This is a genomic window from Kribbella albertanoniae (assembly GCF_004348455.1).
Classification (GTDB): Bacteria; Actinomycetota; Actinomycetes; order Propionibacteriales; family Kribbellaceae; genus Kribbella; species Kribbella albertanoniae.
This window is the reverse complement of record NZ_SMKA01000046.1, coordinates 1-18,470: the sequence shown is the minus strand read 5'-3', so window position 1 is coordinate 18,470 and position 18,470 is coordinate 1. Positions and strand designations below refer to the sequence as shown.

Annotated in this window: 17 protein-coding genes; 10 read left to right on the top strand and 7 right to left on the bottom strand. The window is 68.0% G+C overall.

Annotated elements, in window-relative coordinates:
* Nucleotides 1–37: 37 nt before the first annotated feature.
* Nucleotides 38–541, bottom strand: coding sequence for a MaoC family dehydratase (locus E1261_RS13440; protein WP_132406404.1), 504 nt, complete (start codon nucleotides 539–541; stop codon nucleotides 38–40).
* Between the two features lie 108 nt (nucleotides 542–649).
* Nucleotides 650–1,192 carry a YflT domain-containing protein gene (locus E1261_RS13435; RefSeq protein ID WP_132406402.1) on the bottom strand — a complete coding sequence of 181 codons (543 nt, stop codon included), beginning with the start codon at nucleotides 1,190–1,192 and terminating at the stop codon, nucleotides 650–652.
* A 76-nt stretch (nucleotides 1,193–1,268) separates the two neighbouring features.
* Here E1261_RS13435 and E1261_RS13430 point away from each other — a divergent pair, with 76 nt between their 5' ends.
* Both E1261_RS13430 and E1261_RS13425 read left to right on the top strand, forming a co-directional pair.
* Nucleotides 1,269–2,378: a magnesium and cobalt transport protein CorA gene (locus E1261_RS13430; protein ID WP_238176191.1), complete on the top strand. Its 1,110-nt coding sequence runs from the start codon at nucleotides 1,269–1,271 to the stop codon at nucleotides 2,376–2,378.
* A gap of 221 nt (nucleotides 2,379–2,599) precedes the next feature.
* Complete coding sequence (locus E1261_RS13425; RefSeq protein WP_132406400.1) at nucleotides 2,600–3,631, top strand: helix-turn-helix domain-containing protein; 1,032 nt, start codon at nucleotides 2,600–2,602, stop codon at nucleotides 3,629–3,631.
* Nucleotides 3,632–3,714: 83 nt separating this feature from the next.
* Here the strand turns inward: E1261_RS13425 and E1261_RS13420 are convergent, their stop codons facing one another.
* Nucleotides 3,715–6,480 carry an AfsR/SARP family transcriptional regulator gene (locus E1261_RS13420; protein WP_165952485.1) on the bottom strand — a complete coding sequence of 922 codons (2,766 nt, stop codon included), beginning with the start codon at nucleotides 6,478–6,480 and terminating at the stop codon, nucleotides 3,715–3,717.
* 88 nt (nucleotides 6,481–6,568) lie between these two features.
* Between E1261_RS13420 and E1261_RS13415 the strand changes: the two genes are divergently transcribed.
* On the top strand, nucleotides 6,569–7,588 hold the full coding sequence (locus tag E1261_RS13415; RefSeq protein ID WP_238176190.1) for an ArsR/SmtB family transcription factor: 1,020 nt from the start codon (nucleotides 6,569–6,571) through the stop codon (nucleotides 7,586–7,588).
* Here the strand turns inward: E1261_RS13415 and E1261_RS13410 are convergent.
* On the bottom strand, nucleotides 7,585–8,775 hold the full coding sequence (locus E1261_RS13410) for an acyl-CoA dehydrogenase family protein (protein WP_132406396.1): 1,191 nt from the start codon (nucleotides 8,773–8,775) through the stop codon (nucleotides 7,585–7,587). The two genes, E1261_RS13415 and E1261_RS13410, sit on opposite strands and share 4 nt — an antisense overlap.
* A 130-nt stretch (nucleotides 8,776–8,905) precedes the next feature.
* Nucleotides 8,906–10,393: a serine/threonine-protein kinase gene (locus E1261_RS13405; protein WP_132406394.1), complete on the bottom strand. Its 1,488-nt coding sequence runs from the start codon at nucleotides 10,391–10,393 to the stop codon at nucleotides 8,906–8,908.
* A gap of 119 nt (nucleotides 10,394–10,512) precedes the next feature.
* Between E1261_RS13405 and E1261_RS13400 the strand changes: the two genes are divergently transcribed.
* Nucleotides 10,513–11,166: a peptidylprolyl isomerase gene (locus tag E1261_RS13400; RefSeq protein ID WP_132406392.1), complete on the top strand. Its 654-nt coding sequence runs from the start codon at nucleotides 10,513–10,515 to the stop codon at nucleotides 11,164–11,166.
* A gap of 116 nt (nucleotides 11,167–11,282) precedes the next feature.
* Here E1261_RS13400 and E1261_RS13395 read toward each other — a convergent pair whose 3' ends face one another.
* Nucleotides 11,283–12,245, bottom strand: a complete 963-nt coding sequence (locus E1261_RS13395) for an HpcH/HpaI aldolase/citrate lyase family protein (RefSeq protein ID WP_132406390.1) — start codon at nucleotides 12,243–12,245, stop codon at nucleotides 11,283–11,285.
* Between the two features lie 94 nt (nucleotides 12,246–12,339).
* Here E1261_RS13395 and E1261_RS13390 point away from each other — a divergent pair, with 94 nt between their 5' ends.
* From E1261_RS13390 to pspAB, 5 genes are read left to right on the top strand one after another with little or no spacing between them, the layout of a single operon-like run.
* Complete coding sequence (locus E1261_RS13390) at nucleotides 12,340–12,855, top strand: hypothetical protein (RefSeq protein WP_132406388.1); 516 nt, start codon at nucleotides 12,340–12,342, stop codon at nucleotides 12,853–12,855.
* A gap of 24 nt (nucleotides 12,856–12,879) precedes the next feature.
* The gene (locus E1261_RS13385; RefSeq protein WP_132406386.1) at nucleotides 12,880–14,142 is read left to right on the top strand and encodes a magnesium transporter MgtE N-terminal domain-containing protein; all 1,263 of its coding nucleotides are present in this window, start codon (nucleotides 12,880–12,882) and stop codon (nucleotides 14,140–14,142) included.
* Nucleotides 14,132–14,659 carry a DUF1003 domain-containing protein gene (locus E1261_RS13380; protein WP_132406384.1) on the top strand — a complete coding sequence of 176 codons (528 nt, stop codon included), beginning with the start codon at nucleotides 14,132–14,134 and terminating at the stop codon, nucleotides 14,657–14,659. The genes E1261_RS13385 and E1261_RS13380 overlap by 11 nt, the downstream gene beginning before the upstream one ends.
* 31 nt (nucleotides 14,660–14,690) lie before the next feature.
* Entirely contained in the window at nucleotides 14,691–15,590 is a 900-nt protein-coding gene (gene htpX / locus E1261_RS13375) for a zinc metalloprotease HtpX (RefSeq protein WP_132406382.1), read from the top strand.
* Nucleotides 15,591–15,594: 4 nt separating this feature from the next.
* Nucleotides 15,595–16,158, top strand: coding sequence for a PspA-associated protein PspAB (gene pspAB, locus E1261_RS13370; RefSeq protein WP_132406380.1), 564 nt, complete (start codon nucleotides 15,595–15,597; stop codon nucleotides 16,156–16,158).
* On the opposite strand, the gene E1261_RS13365 is transcribed toward pspAB, so the two are convergent.
* The gene (locus E1261_RS13365; RefSeq protein WP_132406378.1) at nucleotides 16,137–17,252 is read right to left on the bottom strand and encodes a hypothetical protein; all 1,116 of its coding nucleotides are present in this window, start codon (nucleotides 17,250–17,252) and stop codon (nucleotides 16,137–16,139) included. The genes pspAB and E1261_RS13365 overlap by 22 nt on opposite strands.
* Nucleotides 17,253–17,423: 171 nt before the next feature.
* On the opposite strand from E1261_RS13365, the gene E1261_RS13360 reads away from it, so the two are divergent.
* The coding region (locus E1261_RS13360; protein ID WP_132406376.1) for an Mrp/NBP35 family ATP-binding protein at nucleotides 17,424–18,470 on the top strand (1,047 nt) is incomplete at its 3' end.

Genomic DNA, 18,470 nt, shown 5'->3' with positions numbered 1-18,470 from the left:
CACCCGAACGGTTCGATGCAGGTCGAAGAGCTTGCCGTCAGGACGCCGGCGTGGGGCGGCCCGGCTGTTCGCCGCCCCGGGCTTCGAGGTAGGAGTTCTTCGGGACCATCACCTTGCGGCGGAACAGGCAGACCACGGTGCCGTCCTGCTTGTAGCCCTTGGTCTCGACGTAGACGACGCCGCGGTCGTCCTTCGACTTCGACTCCCACTTGTCCAGTACGACGGTCTCGCCGTAGATGGTGTCGCCGTGGAAGGTCGGGGCGACGTGCCGCAGGGACTCGATCTCGAGGTTCGCGATCGCCTTGCCGCTGACGTCGGGGACCGACATCCCGAGCAGGATCGAGTAGATGTAATTGCCGACCACAACGTTCTGGCCGAACTGGGTGCTCTCCGCGGCGTAGTTCGAGTCCAGGTGCAGCGGGTGGTGGTTCATGGTCAGCAGGCAGAACAGGTGGTCGTCGTACTCGGTCACCGTCTTGCCGGGCCAGTGCTTGTAGACCGCACCGACCTCGAACTCCTCGTAGCTGCGCCCGAACTGCATGCCGGTTCCTCCTGTGGGTTGGACACCCATGCTGGCGGATCGGACCACTGAGGGCCGTGGTCTGGCTCTCACCGGGCGGAGAGACGTGCGTCACTCCGCCCGGGGCACTCAGGCCTGTGGCGGCTGCTGCTGCTGTTGCTGCTGGACCGAGAGGTCCGGGATGCGCGGGCTGACCTCACCCTTCAGCGCCAGCTTGGCCAGGTGATTGCGGGCCTCCTCAGCGAACTTGAAGTCGCACAGGACGTCGTACGTCGTCGCCACCACGGCGGTCCGCGAGGTGAAGTCGCGCCGGCCCGCCGACATCGCGTAGCTCAGCCCACCGAACGTCACCCCGAAGAACGCGCCCAGCACCACACCGGTGAGCAGAGCGGCCAGCCAGTTCGCATTGGTGACGGCACCCAGCAGGACACCCACGAACAGACCGAACCAGGCGCCACTGCCCAGACCGGCGGTCAGCGCCCGGGCCCAGGTCAGCCGGCCGGTGATCTTCTCCACCTGGCGCAGGTTGTTGCCGACGATGGTCGTGTGCTCGACCGGGAACTTCTCGTCCGAGAGGTAGTCGACAGCTCGCTGCGCCTCCCGGTAGGTGTCATACGTCCCGATCGTCAGACCGCTCGGCCGCGGATCCATCAAGGGCATGCCTTGCGTCATCGTCGTTCCTCTCCACGTGCTTCCACCCCCATCATTGCCGACGGCTGGTTACCGCGTCTTGATAGCCTCGCCGGTGATGACCGGACGACGCTGGGACCTGGGCGCGACACGCCGGATGGGACAGCTGTTCGCCCGTCGGGCGCTGGGTGACGGGCCGAGCCGCCCGGACCTGGTGGCGAGCGGCAAACTCGACGGCGCGCTGGTCGACTGGGCGTTCTACCGCGACGGCCACCGTGACCACCGGATCAACTCCTACACCGAGGCGCTCGGGCGGGCCAAGCGCGGCCAGGGGTTCGTCTGGATCGGCCTGTTCCAGCCGACCGACCACCAGCTCGCGATCATCGGCGCCGAGTTCGGTCTGCACGCGCTGGCCCTGGAGGACGCCTCGGAGGCGCACCAGCGGCCGAAGCTCGAGCGGTACGACGACACTCTGTTCGCGGTGCTCAAGACAGTCAGCTACGTGCCGCACCAGGATCTGACCGCCACCAGTGAGGTGGTGGCGACCGGTGAGGTGATGGTGTTCTGCGGGCCGGGGTTCGTGGTCACCGTCCGGCACGGCGAGCACAGTGAGCTGACCGGCCTCCGGCAGGACCTGGAAGCCGAGCCCGAGCGGCTGGCGGTCGGACCGGGCATCGTGCTGCATGCCATCGCCGACCATGTGGTCGACCGCTATCTGGAGGTCGCGGCCGCGGTCCAGGCGGACATGGACCTGATCGAGTCCGAGATGTTCACCCCGCGCGGCTGGCGCAACATCGACCGGGTCTACCAGCTCAAGCGCGAAGTGCTCGAGCTGAAACGGGCCGTGGCCCCACTGACCGGGCCGATGCGCGCGCTGTCCACGCTGCGGCACCCGCTGATCACCGACGAGACCCGGAACTACTTCCGCGACGTCGACGACCACTTGCTCCGGGTGAAGGAGCAGGTGATCTCGTTCGACGAGCTGCTCAGCTCGATCCTGCAGGCCGGTCTGGCCCAGGTGCAGGTGTCCGAGAACGAGGACATGCGGCGGATCTCGTCGTGGGTCGCGATCCTCGCCGTACCGACGATGATCGCCGGGATCTACGGGATGAACTTCGACTACATGCCGGAGCTGCGCACGAAGTACGGCTACTTCGTCGTGCTCGGGGTGATGCTGGTGGCGTGCACGGGACTTCACCGGTTGTTCAAGCGCAACCACTGGCTTTGATCAAATACGCCTAATACCACGGCAGCCCCGGATCGGGCCAGAGGTGGCAGCCTTCTGCCATGGCCGGGAGTCACTGCCGGTTGGATGGATCAAACGGTTGTGCGGCGATCCGCGGACTTGATTTACTGCGTCGCATCGCGTTCGGTCAGCAGGCCGCCACAATCTGCGACCGACGGCATCGGGGGATGTCGTGACAGTTTTGCCGCTGGGAGGGCGTTGCCGTGCTCAGAATTCACTTCACGCCGCGCGACCTGACGCGCGTCACGGTCGCGACAAGACCGGCGCCGCTGTGGGAGGTGCTGCTCAGTCTGCACATGCTGCAGCACTCCGACGGCCGGCTGATCTTCGAGGACTGGCGCCGGCACGTCCGGACGTCGGTCGCACCGGATCAGATGCGGCTGCTGCTGGAGCTCACCCCACCGAAGGGGTACTCCCCCGACTTCCTCACCCCGGCCGAGTCCGCGCCGGACTTCGAGGCTGCGCTGGAGATCGCACTGGCCACACCACGCCAGCAGATCCGCGGCCAGCTCGACCTGCTCTCCAAGTACCGTCCGGCCTCACCGTGGACCCGGGAGCTCGCTCAGGGTGAGCGGGGGTCGCTGCACAAGCTGGGCCGGGCGCTCCGGACGTACCACGCGGCCGCGATCGCGCCGTACTGGAAGTCGATTGGGACGCACGTCTCGGCCGACCATGCGCATCGCGGTGAGGCACTGGCCCGGCACGGTGTGGACCGGCTGCTCTCGTCGCTGCACCCGCGGGTGCGCTGGGTCGCACCGGTGCTGCAGGTGCTCGACATGAACGACCGGGACCTCTACCTGGACGGGCGTGGCATCGAGCTGCAGCCGTCGGCGTTCTGCTGGCAGGTGCCGACCAAGCTGCGCGACCCGGAGCTGAAGCCGATCCTGGTGTATCCGATCCAGCACGCGCCGGGGATACTGCGCCAGGCGTCGATGGATCAGATCACCTCCAGCGACCCACTGGGCTCCCTGCTCGGCTCAACCCGGGCGGCCGCTCTGGAGGCCGCTGTGGCGGGCTGTACGACGACCGAGCTGGCCAAGCGCTGCAAGATCTCCCCGGCCGCCGCCAGCCACCAGGCGACCGTGCTGCGGGAGGCAGGTCTGATCACCACCCGCCGGGCCGGCGCCTCGGTGCGGCACGAGATCACCCAGCTGGGGATCTGGCTGCTGTCCGGCTACGGCTCCGGCAACACCCGGCATCCGCACCCCCAATCAGTGCCCCGCTTAACCGCCTGAGGCACTCGACTCCTGCCCGCGCGGTGCGCTGGCCGACCGGCTCCGCCCCGCCCGTCGACCCAGCGCGCCGCCGGCGCAGGTGGTCATCCGTCGTTGGCCGGTGCCGTCTGCAGCCGCTCGAGAATGCGGGCCCGGTCGTAGTGCTGGGACGGACCCTGCCGGTCCGCAACGGTCAGCGCCTGCTGCCAAGCGGCCCGAGCCTCGTCGTACCGGCCGGCCGCCTCGTACGCCTCGCCCAGCCTGATCAGCGTCGGAACCTCGGCGGCTCCCAGCTCCAACTCCCTGCACAACCGCGCCGACTCGACCAGGCAGCTGATCGCCTGCTCGTAATCGCCGGCCCGCCGGTAGGCCATCCCTGCTGTGTCGAGGGCGTAGGCGACGCCTCGGTGGTAGTTGACCCTGCGGTGCCGCTCGACAGCCGCCAGCGCGTTCTCGACGGCTTCCTCGTTCCGTCCGAGCTCGCAGAGGGTGCGCGCGAGGTTGTTCAGTACGGCGCCGTAGGAGCGATCCTCGTTGCTGTACTCCAAGGCCTGCTCAAGATGCTGCAGCGCCGTCTCCAGCTCGCCCTTGCGCTGGTAGGTCATCCCGAGGTTGCTGTGCAGCATGCTGATCCCGGATGGGTCCCCCACCGCCTCCATCAGCGTCAATGAGGACAAGAACTGCGCCAACGCGTCGTCGATCCGGCCCAGGAGGCCGTAGCTGACCGCGAGCTGGTTTCCGAGCACTGCTTCCAGCAGCGGTTCATTGATTGCGCGCGCGGACCGCACGGCGATCTCTGACGCATTCAGGGCGGCCGGCGTGGGCGACCGCTCCTGCTCGATGTAGTCCCACAGACCGCTCGCCAGCGTTGCCGCGAGCCAGTGGTGCCCGCGCTCAGCCCCGTGGACGACAGCGGCAACCAGCGTCGCCCACTCCCGGCGGAACCACGCCAGCGCCTCGGCATCAGAGCCGAACGTGAGCGGCCGCACGCCGTCCAGCGGTTTGCGCAGCAGAGCGAACCGCAGCCGGCCGCCCCGCGCCAGCTTGGCGGCCTGTGCGGTTTGAGCCAGCCAGTCCAGCAGCCGGGCCAGCGCCTGCTGACTCTCGGACGGCTCCTCGAGACCCGCGGCGTACAGCCGGACCAGGTCATGCAGCTGGTACGACGAAGCGGACGCCTGCTCCAGGAGATTCGCCTCAACCAGTACGTCGAGCAGGTGGTCGACCTCGACCTCGTCGAGCCCGGCCAGCGCAGCCACCGCAGGTGGTTCGAAAACGGCTCCCGGATAGACACCGAGCATCCGGAACAGCCGGGCCGCGTCCGACGGCAGTGCCTGGTACGACCAGGACAGTACGGCGCGGACGCTGCTCAGGTCGTCGTCACCGATCTCCAGCGCGCTCAACCGATCGCTGGCATCAGCCAACTGCTTGGTGATGTCAGCACTCCGGCTGCGGCTCGCCCGCTCCGCACCGACGACCAGCGCCAGCGGCAACCGCCCACACAGCTCCGCGAAGCCGGCCAGCTGGGCGACGTCGTACGGGCGGCCGGAGACCACGCGGGCCAGCAGCTCGGTTGACTCCTCTGAAGTCATCTGGCCGAGGCTGAAGCGGCGTGCGCCCTCGCGCGCGACCAGACCGCGGAGCTGGTTGCGGCTGGTCACGATGGCGAATCCACCGGCGCCCGGCAGCAGCGGGCGGACCTGGGCCGCATTGCGCGCGTTGTCGAGAACCAGCAACACCTGCTTCTCCGCGAGCAGCGTGCGCAGCAACGCCGACCGTGCCTCCAGAGCGCCGGGGATCTCGTCGTTCGGTACGCCGAGACCGAGCAGGAGGGACTGCAAGGCGTCGTGCGGCTCGATCAGACCGCCTGCGCTGTACCCGCGCAGATTGAGGTACAGCTGGCCGTCCGGGAAGTGTGTGCGGGCGTGGTGGGCCCAGTGGACCGCCAGCGCCGTCTTCCCCGCGCCTCCGGTCCCGTCGATCGCAACGATCACTGCGGACTGCTCAGACCCGCCCACGGCGAGCACATCATCCAGGAATGCCAGGGCGCTGCGCCGACCGGTGAAGGTCGGCAGATCAGCCGGGAGCTGACGCGGTACGACAGGGCGCAGCACCTCGGCCTCTTCGGGCGCACCGGTCAGGAGCTCGGCGTACAGCGCGCGCAGCTCGGCACCTGGGTCCACACCAAGCTCGTCCGCGATGCTCAGCCGGACTGACTCGTAGAGCTCGAGTGCCTCGGCTGTGCGGCCGCCTCTGGCCAAGAGCCGGAGCAGTCGCAGCCACAGAGACTCGCGAAGCGGATTGGCCGCCGTCAGCTCGCGCAGCAGGGCCAGAACCTCGCCATAGTGCCGATCCTCGACGCGTAGGTCGGCCCGGCGCTCCACAGCCGCCAGATATTGCTCGACCAGGCGCGGCGTCTCGCTGTCGTCGAGCCAGCCGGAGCGGGCACCGTCGAACGGTCTGCCACCCCACAGTGCCAGTGCTGCCAGGACTGCGTCGTACTCGACTGTCGGATCGTCGGTCTGGACAGCAGTGCGCAGGAGGCGACTGAACCGGTGCACATCGACCTGCTCGGCATCCAGCCGCAAGCTGTAGCCGGCCGGACCGGTCGCTACCAGATCGGCGCCGATCGCCCGGCGCAAGCGGGTCATCAGCGTGTGCAGGCTCGGCCCGATATTGGCCGGTGGCTCGTCACCCCAGATGCGCTCCGCCAGAACCGGCGTACTGACCGCTTCGCCCCGAGCCAGCGCCAGCACCGCCAGCAGCGCCCGGACCCGGTCACCGCCCAGCTCAACCAGGCGGCCGTCGATCCGCACGGACACAGCACCGAGCAGCCGGACCTCGACCGCCCCACCCCCAACACGCTCTGTCATCGGCCTCCCACTCCCAGGTGCACAACGGTACCGCCGGGAGGGGACCGTTCGCCTGCTGACAGGGTCGTGACAGGGGGTGGTCTGCACGATGAGGCGGTGTAGAGAGGGGGAGGCGATCGCCTTGTTGCGCATTCACTTCACCGGACAGGACATGGCGCGGACGACACTCGCCGACGAACCGGATCCGATGTGGGAGGTGCTGCTCAGCCTGCATCAGTTGCAGGGGCGGGACGGGATGACCCACTACGGCACCTGGCGGGAGCGTGCGCGCAGACTGCTGCCGCGGTCGGCCACCGGTCTCCTCCAGCTGGCACCTCCGCGCGGCTACTCCCCCGACTTCCTGACCCCGGCCGAACTGAGCACCAGCTTCGACAGCGCTCTCGAGCGGGTCATGTCCACCTCACGCACCCGCCTGCGGCAAGAGCTCGAACTGCTGGAGACACGTCGCCCGCCGACCACGTGGACGCGAGACCTGGCGTCCGGCCGGGCCGACGCCGTCCGCGGACTCGGCCAGGCGCTGCGGAGCTACCACCAGCACGCCATCGCGCCGTACTGGGCCTCTATCCGGGCGCTGGTCCGGGCGGACCATCAGCAGCAGGTCGGCCACCTGTCAGGGGCCGGCGTGGAACAGCTACTGGGCCGCCTGCACCCGTCTGTGCGCTGGAACGCACCAGTGCTGGAGATCGCCGGCTTCGCGGACCGGGACGTCTACCTGGACGGCCGCGGCCTCCGGCTGCAGCCCGCGGTCTTCTGCTGGCTGACTCCGACCAAGCTGCACGACCCAGAACTGCCGCCAGTACTGGTCTACCCGGTGCAGCACGCTCCTGGGACACTCCGGCGGATCACGACCGAGAGCCGCTCCCAACCACTGGCAGCCCTACTCGGTACGACGAGGGCAGCCGCGCTGGAGGCGATTGCCGGCGGCTGCACCACGACTGTGCTGGCCGAGCGCTGCGAGATCTCTCTGGCCGGTGCGAGCCGTCAGGCCGGCATCCTGCGCGACGCCGGCCTGATCACCACCCGCCGAGCCGGTCAGTCCGTTCAGCACGACCTGACCCTGCTCGGCAAAGCCGTCCTGACCGGTGGCCTCCTGCAAGGGGTCAACTAGAGCTTGTAGTCCTCCAGCAGGCGGCGGCCGATGATCATCCGCTGGATGTCGGCGGTGCCTTCACCGATCAGCAGCATCGGCGCCTCACGGTAGAGCCGCTCGATCTCGTACTCCTTGGAGAAGCCGTAGCCGCCGTGGATGCGGAACGAGTCCTCCACCACCTGTGAGCAGTACTCGCTGGCCAGGTACTTCGCGACACCGGCCTCGAAGTCGTTGCGGGAGCCACTGTCCTTCTTGCGGGCCGCCTTCACCATCAGCTCGTGCGCAGCCTCGACCTTGACCGCCATGTCGGCCAGCCGGAACAGCACCGCCTGGTGGTCGGCGATCTTCTTGCCGAACGTCTCCCGCTGCTGCGCGTAGGAGATCCCGAGCTCGAACGCGCGCCGGGCCACGCCGCAACCGCGCGCGGCGACGTTCACCCGGCCGACCTCGACACCGTCCATCATCTGGTAGAAGCCCTTACCAGGAACGCCGCCCAGGATCTGGTCGGCGCCGATCGAGTAGCCGTCGAAGATCAGCTCGGTCGTGTCGACGCCCTTGTAGCCCATCTTCTCGATCTTGCCCGGCACCGTCAGGCCCTTGTCGACCTCACCGAAACCCGGCTCCTTCTCGACCAGGAACGTGGTCATGTTCTTGTAGACCGACTCCTGCCCCTCGTCGGTCTTCACGAGGACCGCAACGAGGTTCGACGAGCCGCCGTTGGTCAGCCACATCTTCTGGCCGTTGATCGTGTAAAGGTCACCGTCGCGGACCGCCTTCGTCTTGATCGCGGCAACGTCGGATCCACAGCCAGGCTCGGACATCGAGAACGCGCCCCGCACGTCACCGGTGGCCATCCGTGGCAGGTACTTCTGCTTCTGCTCGTCGGTCCCGTGCTGGAGCAGCATGTACGCGACGATGAAGTGCGTGTTGATGATGCCGGAGACGCTCATCCAGCCGCGCGCGATCTCCTCGACACAGAGCGCGTAGGTGAGCAGCGACTCGCCCAGACCGCCGTACTCCTCGGGGATCATCAGGCCGAACAGGCCGAGCTCCTTGAGCCCCTCGACGATCGCCGTCGGGTACTCGTCCTTGTGCTCCAGTTCGGTGGCGACCGGGAGGATCTCCGACTCGACGAACGCGCGGACCGTCTTCAGGATCTCCTCCTGAATGTCGGTCAGCCCCTCGGTCTGCTGCAGTCTGCTCACGCTTGATCTCCTCGGGGTGCCGGTTTGCGCTACTCGTGAGTATTGCGGTTTTCAGCATCGCGGGACAGCGCCGACACCCGCTGTGACACCGGCCACCCGATCGGCGTCGCCTAACTCACTTGACGCAGCCTCACTCGTCGCCGTCGCCGTCGCCGTCGCCGCTGTCCCCCTGCGGCATCGACCGGTCGAGCTGGGCGAACCCGATGTAGATCTCGGCGGTCGGCTGCCAGCGGTGTTCCCGCTGAGCCTCGACCAGGCGCTTCTTGGCGTCCTCGTAGTTGTCCCGGGCAGCGTCGACCTCCCCGCGGGAGAGCTGCTCGGCCGCTTGGTCCAAGTCGCGCGCGGCAAGGCCCGGCGCCTTGCTCTTCGGCTGGGTCTGGCCGGGCCACTGCTGCTGGTTCTGACCGCTCGCACGCACCTTGTCGGCCAGCTGCCGCAGCTGCGCGACCACGTGCGGGTACTGGTCGGGTTTCTTCGTCGGCTTCTTGGTCAGCGTCTTCGACGGTGTCTTCGAGGGCTTCGGCGTCGGAGTCGGGGTCGCAGTGGGCTTCGGCTTGGTCGACGCAGTCACTTTCGCCGCAGGTGCCGACGGCGTCCCACCCGCCTGGGCGGACGGGTCGCCCTTCACCCCCTCCTTCAGCAACGTCACACCAACAACAGCAGCCAGTACGACGGCCGCCGCCACAAGCACCTTCGCAAACGGCAGGGACCGCCGGGGCCGGTCGAGTTCTGCGGGCTCTTCTTCCCTGGGAGGAAGGTGGAGTACCTGGGTGGCGTTGCTGATCGGCGGGAGGGCGATCGCCTGCGTGTTGTCGTGTGCGGTGGAGCTCAGGATGGCTGTGACCTCAGTGGCTGAGGCTGGGCGGTCTGCCGGGTTCTTGGCGAGCAGTTGCATCACCAGGGCCGCCAGGGCCGGTGTGACGTCGTTGCGGATGATCGGTGCCGGCTGCGACTCCAGGTGCTGCCGCATGACCGTTTCCACAGTCGCTCCGGTGAAAGGCGGCGTACCGGCGAGCAGCTCGTAGAGGACGCAGCCGAGTGAGTACCAGTCGCTGGCCGACGTGGCTGCGCCGCCAGTCACTTGCTCCGGTGACACGTACGACGCCGTACCGAGTAGGACTCCGAGCGCGGTGGTCTCGCCACCCGCCCGCTTGGCGATGCCGAAGTCGGTCATCTTCAGCGTGCCGTCCGGCGCCAGCAGCAGGTTCCCCGGCTTCACGTCGCGGTGCACGATGCCGGCCGCGTGGGCGGCGTCCAACGCGCGTGCGCCCTGTACGGCGATGTCCGCAACCAGCTTGGCGCTCGGCAGCCCCGCCGTACGCATCAGCTGAGCCAGATCCGGTCCGGAGACCAGCTCCATCACCAGGAAGACCCGGTCGTCGGCCGCACCGACGTCGTACGTCGCGACGACGTTCGGATGCATCAGGCGGGCAGCGGCCTGCGCCTCGGCCTGGAAGCGCGCCACGGCGTCCATCGGATCGCCGTCGAGGCTCCGGAGCAGTTTGACAGCCACCTGCCGGTCGAGGACGACGTCTTCGGCCTGCCAGACCTCACCTGCGCCACCTCGCCCCAAGAGGGTGAGCAATCGGTAGCGCCCTGCCAGTACCTCGCCGTTCACAAACAAACACCTTCCGCAGCGGACCGCCTCACCTTAGGCGGCAACGGCGATCAGATCGAGTCCAGCGTCAATTCCTTGCAAAGCTCTGCGCAGAGCGCACGGGGTACTACCGTGTGCCCATGAAGCGAACGTTTGCCGCTGTGATCGCGGCCACCCTGCTAGGAACAACGTTCACCGCCACGGCTTCGGCTGCACCGATGTCCCATCCGAAGCCGGTAGTCCGGTGCGAGTTCACCCCGACGCCGGAGAACCCGGCCGCCAAGCCGGTCCGGCTGCCGTCGCCGATCGCCAAGGCGCGCGGCACCGTCGACGTGCTCTTCTTCACCAACTACGGCTCGTTCGTCGTCCGGATGGACCGGGCGAACGCACCGTGCGGCGTCTCGAACTTCGTGCATCTGGTGAAGAGCCGGTTCTACGACGCCACCCAGTGCTTCCGGCTGACGAACTCGGCCCGGCTCGGCGTCCTGCAGTGCGGTGACATCTACCGCCAGGAGGAGGGCGGCCCCGGGTACAAGTTCCCCGACGAGGTCACCGGCAAGGAGACCTACCCGCGCGGCACCGTTGCCTACGGCAACCAAGGCCCCGGGACGAACGGCAGCGAGTTCTTCGTCGTGCACTCGTTCGCCAACATCCCGCCGAACTACACCGTCCTCGGCCACGTCATCGCCGGCATGCCCACCTTCGACCGGATGGTCAAAGCCGGCATCGCCGACCCCGACCAGGACGGCCCCCCGGTCCGCCCCATCCGCATCCTGAAGGTCCTCACCCTCTGACCCCTAACGTCCGAAGCATCGGAGGGCCCTCCTCCGGTCTTTCGGACGTTAGCGAGTGGCCACCTGCAACGTCCGAAGGATCGGAGGGCCCTCCTCCGGTTGTTCGGACGTTGTGGTCAGTCGGTGGGAGGCTGCCAGGGGTCGGTGCGGGTCATGCCGGCTGCCCGGCCCTTGGCGGAGATGACGAGGGCCATCTTGCGGGAGGCCTCGTCGATCATCTCGTCGCCGAGCATCACCGCACCGCGGGCGCCACCGGCGGCCGAGGTGTAGTGGTCGTAGGCGTCGAGGATGTTCTCGGAGTGGTCGTAGTCCTCCTGGCGCGGGGAGTAGACCTCGTTGGCGGCGGCGATCTGGTCCGGGTGCAGGACCCACTTGCCGTCGAAGCCGAGGGCGGCCGAGCGGCCGGCCACGCGACGGAAGCCGTCGACCTCCTTGATCTGCAGGTACGGCCCGTCGATGGCCTGCTTGCCGTAGGCGCGGGCCGCCATCAGGATCTGCATCAGGATGTAGTGATAGGCGTCGCCGACGTCGTACCCGGGCGGCTGCTCGCCGACCACGAGCGACTTCATGTTGATCGAGGCCATGAAGTCGGCCGGGCCGAAGATGATCGTCTCGACCCGCGGCGAGGCGGCCGCGATCGCGTTCACGTTGGTCAGGCCGAGGGCGTTCTCGATCTGCGCCTCGATGCCGATCTTGCCCGGCTCGTAGCCGTGCACCTTCTCGATCTGGGTGAGCAGCAGGTCCAGGGCGACCACCTGCTCGGCGGTCTGCACCTTCGGCAGCATGATGCAGTCCAGGTTCGCGCCGGCGCCACCGACGACCTCGATCACGTCCGCGTAGGTCCACTCGGTGGTCCAGTCGTTCACCCGGACCACGCGGACCTTGTTGCCCCAGCCGCCCTCGTTGAGCGCCGCCACGATGTTCTTGCGGGCGTCCACCTTGGCGATCGGCGCGACCGAGTCCTCCAGGTCGAGGAACACCTGGTCGGCGTCCAGCCCCTTCGCCTTGGCCAGGAACCGCGGGTTGGACCCCGGGGTGGCCAGACACGACCTTCTGCTCCGCAGGACCTGCTCAGACATGCGACCTCCTTGGTTACCCACCAGTCACCGGCAGCGTACGGCGAAACGTCGTCACAGTGCCCGGTGACATCGCTCACTGTGACACCCTGGTGCCGTGAACCGCGAGGAGGCTGTGACAGAGATCGCCACCACGATGAAGAAGGCTGGACTCGTCTGGCTCACGTGGGGCGGCCGCCGCCCCGCACCGGCCTGGTTTGCCACGGTCGACGGCCAGTACGTCGTACTGGCGGATGCTGACGGTAGTGCGGAGCAGCCGCTGCCCGGGCTGGCCACAGCGGGTACGGCGGAGGTCGTCGTACCGGCCAAGCCGGCCACCAACCGGTTGGCGAGCTGGAAAGCGACGGTACGGCGGTTGCAGCCGGGGACCGAGGAGTGGACGGCCGCTGCGCTCGTGCTGCGGACGGAACGGCTCAACGCGGCCGGACTGGACACTCAGCTGGAGCGGTGGCGTTCTGAAGCGGACATCCTCGTTCTGGAGCCCACTGGTGAGATCACTGGCTTCGACGGAGCATCGCCGTACGAGACACCGACTGGTACACCAGCCACCACCCGAGGCCGGAAGCCGATGACGCTGCACCGGCGCGTCAGTCGGCGTCGCAAGTTGAGCTGAGCGCCTGCGGGTTAGCCTTCGACCATGACTGGACCCACGCGCGTTTATGTCGCACGGCTGGCTGGTCTGCCTGTTTACGACCCCAATGGCGATCAGGTCGGCAAGGTGCGGGATGTGGTCGCCATGCTGCGGCAGGGTACGCAGCCGCCGCGGGTGCTCGGGCTGGTGGTGGAGGTGTTCGCCCGGCGTCGCATCTTCGTGCCGATGACGCGGGTCACCTCGGTCGACGCCGGACACGTGATCACGACCGGTCTGGTGAACATGCGGCGCTTCGAACAGCGCGCCACCGAGATCCTGGTGCTGGGCGAGATGCTGGACCGCACTGTCACCGTTCGGGAGACCGAGACGACCGGTGTGGTCTTCGACATGGCCATGGAGCAGTGGCGGACCAAGGACTGGGTGCTGTCGAAGGTGGCGGTCCGCGAAGGCAGCAAGCGGTTCCGGCGCCGCGGGCAGTCGCATGTGCTCGACTGGTCCGAGGTGAGCGGGTTCGCGCAGGTCGAGGAGGGTCAGGGGGCCACGCACATCCTGGCTGCGTTCGACTCAATGCGTGCAGCCGACCTGGCCGCCGTACTGCATGATCTGTCGCCCAAGCGGCGTAAGGAGATCGCTGCGGCACTCAACGACGAGCGGCTGGCCGACGTACTCGAGGAGCTGCCGGAGGACGACCAGGTGGAGATCCTGGCCGGTCTGGACACCGAGCGGGCTGCCGACGTACTGGAGGAGATGTCACCGGACGATGCGGCCGACCTGATCGCCGAGCTGCCGACAGACACCGCAGAGCGGCTGCTGACGCTGATGGAACCGGACGAAGCCGAGGACGTGCGGCGGCTGCTCACGTACGAGGAGCGCACTGCTGGTGGTCTGATGACGTCAGAGCCAGTCATCCTGCCGGTGGACGCGACTGTGGCCGACGCTCTCGCTCATGTCCGCAATGCTGAGCTCAGTCCGGCACTGGCCGCGATGATCTACGTCTGCCGGCCACCACTGGAGACTCCGACCGGACGGTTCATCGGAGTCGGCCACATCCAGCGCCTGCTCCGCGAACCGCCGTCGGAGCTGGTGTCCGCCGCTCTGGACACCGACCTGGACGGACTGCGGCCGGACGACAGCCTGGTAGCGGTCAGCAAGTACCTCGCGACGTACAACCTGGTTGCGGCACCAGTGCTCGACGAGGACGGCAGACTGCTCGGCGCAGTCACCGTCGACGACGTACTGGACCATCTGCTGCCCGCTGACTGGCGTGAAACCGACCAACCGCAGGAGGTGGACCACGATGGCTCGTGACGACCGCAGTACCGACGACCGGCGCTCGCGCGCCGCCAACCGCCTGGACATCCCGCGGGAGCTGCGCCGTACCCTCGCCATCCGGTCCGCGTACGACGCCGATGCGTTCGGACGGCTGTCGGAGCGGATCGCGCGGTTCCTCGGTACCGGGAAGTTCCTGGTCTACATGACCGGAACGATCGTGTTCTGGGTGGTCTGGAACATCTTCGCGCCGGAGAACCTGCGGTTCGACACCTACCCGTTCATCTTCCTCACCCTCGCGCTCAGCCTGCAGGCGTCGTACGCCGCTCCGCTGATCCTGCTCGCGCAGAACCGGCAGGAGGCCCGCGACCGCGTCCAGTACGAACGGGACCGCGACATCGACACCCGGACCCGCGCGGACATGGAGTTCCTGGCCCGCGAGATGGCGTCGCTGCGGATGGCGGTCGGCGAGGTCGCCACCCGCGACTTCCTGCGTTCCGAGCTCAAATCCCTGCTGGCCGAGCTGGACCGCGAGGCTCCTTTGGGGCCGCGCTAATCTCGGTGACAGGCAACGGAAGGAGGTCACGATGAAGAGCAGGTTCGCGCCCGATCGGGGACTGAGCAGGCGGATGCTCGTGACCAGCTTCCTGCTGGGGCTGTTGTACGTCGCTTTCGTCGCGGCCCTGATCGCGTTGACGAAGAGCGCGGTGATCGCGGTGCTGATCGCCGGTGGCGCGCTGTTCGTCCAGTACTTCTTCTCCGACAAGATCGCGCTCTACGCGATGGGCGGCCGGATCGTCACGCCGGAGGAGGCACCACAGCTGCATGGCGCGATCGACCGCCTCTGCGCGCTGGCCGACATGCCGAAGCCACGGGTCGCGATCGCCGATGTCGACCTGCCGAACGCGTTCGCCACCGGGCGGAATCCGAAGAACGCGGTGGTCTGCGTGACGACCGGGATCATGCGCCGGCTGGACGCGGACGAGCTTGAGGGCGTGCTGTCCCACGAGCTGTCCCATGTCGCGCACCGCGATGTCGCGGTGATGACGATCGCGTCGTTCCTTGGCGTGCTGGCTGGGCTGATCACTCGCTTCGGGCTGTACAGCGGGCTCGGCGGGCGGCGTGACCAGAACACGGCCGTGATCGTGCTGACCATCGTTGCGGTGTCCGCCGCGGTGTACGCGATCTCGTTCCTGCTGACGCGGGCGCTGTCGCGCTACCGCGAGCTGGCCGCGGACCGAGCCGGTGCCATGCTGACCGGCCGACCATCGGCTCTGGCCTCGGCGCTGACCAAGATCAGTGGCGACATCGCCCGAATACCGTCCCGCGACCTGCGCCAGGCGGAGGCGTTCAACGCGTTCTTCTTCGCCCCGGCCATCTCCGGCAAGGGCGTCTCGCTGTCGTCGCTGTTCTCCACCCACCCGCCGCTGGAGACACGCCTCGACCGGCTCGGTGTGCTGTCCCGCGAGCTCGGCGAGCAAGCTTAGACCTATGGGCTTCCTCGATATCTTGCTCGGCCGCAGCAAAGCGGTCCCGCCGAATCTCGACCAGCTGTTCTCGCTGCCGTCCGCTGCCATCACCCTGGAAACCGCGGGTGGGTGGCACGCGACCGGCACCGGCTCGGTCTGCTTCAAGTCCGCCGAGGGCGGTGGGTTCACCGCACTGCGGGCAGAGGTCGACAAACTACTTGCCCTCGACAACGGAAAGTTCTCCTCCGTCACCGACTCCTACGGCTTCACCTGGCTGGTCCGCGAGACCACTCCGGACAACCTCGAGGGCCTGGTCACCGACCTGCACGGGGTGAACACGTCGCTCGTCGACGCAGGTTTCGGCTCCGCACTGCTGTGCACCCTGGTGAACTTCAGCAACGGGTCGAAGTCACTCGGCTTGGTCTACCTCTACAAGCGCGGCTCCTGGTATCCGTTCGTCCCGGTCGGCGCCGACCGCCGGGACAACGCATCCGAGCTGCAGATCAAGTCCCTGCTCGGGACCGACCTGCGGCTCGAATCCGATCTCGCGCGCTGGTTCCCCGTTTACGGCGCCCCCGGCCTCTGAACCACCCTCAGGGCGGTTCCGACCGGGTCGCCGACGGCGCCGCCGCCGTACCGGAGTGCGTACCAGTCGGCGTGACTGTTGAGCTGGGTGAGTTGGCCGTCGTTGTTGAGATCGACCTGGGCAGCGGTGTCGGTGGTGTCACCGTCGCAGTTCCAGTCGATCGGTTGACCGGCCGGGCCGCTGGTGGTCTGGGTGCCGCTGGGGCACTCGTAGATGGTGCGCCACTCGTCGGCTGAGGGTGTGCCGAGACCGCGCGGCTCGGACAGGCTGGTCTCGCTCAGAGGCGGCAGAGCGGACTCCTGGTAGCCGAAGTACGGGCTGCTGCCGTCAGCGCGGAGTACGCCGCGGTTGCTGAAGGCGTAGTTCATCACGCTCAGGTAGTTCGGCTTGAAGTTCGTAGCGTCGGCGCCGCCGTGATGCAGACCGAGCAGGTGGCCGAACTCGTGGATGAAGACGCCGGTCCAGGTGTTCTCGGTCGGGTTCGTGCACACCGGGCTCATCGCGACGATGGCCAGGTCGCCCGGGACCCCGAAGGCGTAGCCGCCGCAGCCGTTGTTGTACCGGTCCATGTAGAGGAAGTAGTGGAAGACCGCTGCCCGGGCCGCGGTCTGATGGGTGGCCTTGGCCGCGTACACCTGGGACGTGGTGAGACTCGCGGCATAGGGCACCTCGTTTCCACCGCCGAGGTTGTACTTCGTCCCTCCGGCCGGTCCGAGGTCGACATGGAGCCGGATGCCGGTGCTGCCGTTCGGATTCGACACCGGCGCGGTCGCGTAGACCTGGACGGCGCGGTCGAACGCGACGATCGGTCCGAGGAAGCCGGCCATGTGGTCGACCTCGACGAACAGGTCCTTCTGGTCCGGGCTCGCGCCCATCGCCGGTAGGTCGACATCGACGATGCCATCACCATTGGCGTCGTACCCGTTGCGTTCCCAGTCGTCCGGCAGCGCGTCACCGTCGACGTCGGTCGCGCTGACGACGGGGGATCTCGGTTCGGCGGGTTGGGCCATCGCGGTGGTGGCGATGCCGGCGACACCGGCGACGGCGAGGGCTGCGAGCAGGCTGAGCGTGGTCTGGCGGGAGGGGCGTCTCATGCGATCTCCTCAAGGACGGGCGGATCCTTGAGTCTCAAAATAGCGAGGTGGTGACAACGTTGCCAACCCTTCCGTCACAGCTGAAAGGATCTCGGGTAAGGGTCGCCTTGCCGGAGCTAGGTCACAGGGACCGTGGTCCGGTGGTTTCCGTCGAGCACGTAGCCTTGGGGTATGGCTCCCACTGCTGATCAGGTGACCACGGCTCTCGGTGGTGTGCTCGACCCCGAGATCAAGAAACCGATCACCGATCTCGGGATGGTCGAGTCCGTCGTCGTGCGCGAGGACGGTGTGGTCGCGGTCCGGATTCTGCTGACCGTCGCGGGCTGTCCGATGAAGGACACGTTGCGGCGCGACACGACGGCCGCGGTGAGCAAACTCGAAGGCGTCACCGGGGTCGAGATCGACCTCGGGGTGATGTCGGCCGAGCAGCGCAAGGCCCTGCAGACGCAACTGCGCGGTGGCGTGGCCGAGAAGGAGATCCCGTTCTCCCGGGCCGACTCGCTGACCAAGGTGTTCGCGATCGCCTCCGGCAAGGGTGGCGTCGGCAAGTCCTCGGTGACGGTGAACCTCGCCGTCGCGATGGCCCGCCAGGGGCTGTCCGTCGGCGTGCTGGACGCGGACATCTACGGGCACTCGATCCCGGCGATGTTCGGTGTCGCCGACGAGCGGCCGACGGCGGTGGACGACATGATCATGCCGGTGCCCGCCCACGGCGTGAAGGTGATCTCGATCGGGATGCTGAAGCCGAAGCGCGACCAGGTGGTCGCCTGGCGCGGCCCGATCCTCGACCGGGCACTCGTGCAGATGCTCGCCGACGTCTACTGGGGCGACCTCGACGTCCTGCTCCTCGACCTGCCCCCGGGTACCGGTGACATCGCGATCTCGGTCGGCCAGCGGCTGACCAGCGCCGAGGTCATCGTCGTCACCACCCCGCAGGAGGCCGCCGCCGAGGTGGCCGAGCGAGCCGGCACGATGGCCCAGATGGTGCACCAGCGGGTCGCCGGTGTCATCGAGAACATGTCCTTCCTCCCCTGCCCGCACTGCGGCCCCGAGCACCGCATCGAGATCTTCGGCAGCGGCGGTGGCAGCCGCGTCGCGGAGACCCTCTCCGCCCGCCTCGGCTACCCGATCCCCCTCCTCGGCGAGGTCCCCCTGGACGAGCGCCTCCGCAGCGGCGGCGACCTCGGCCACCCCCTGGCCCTCGCCAACCCCGACACC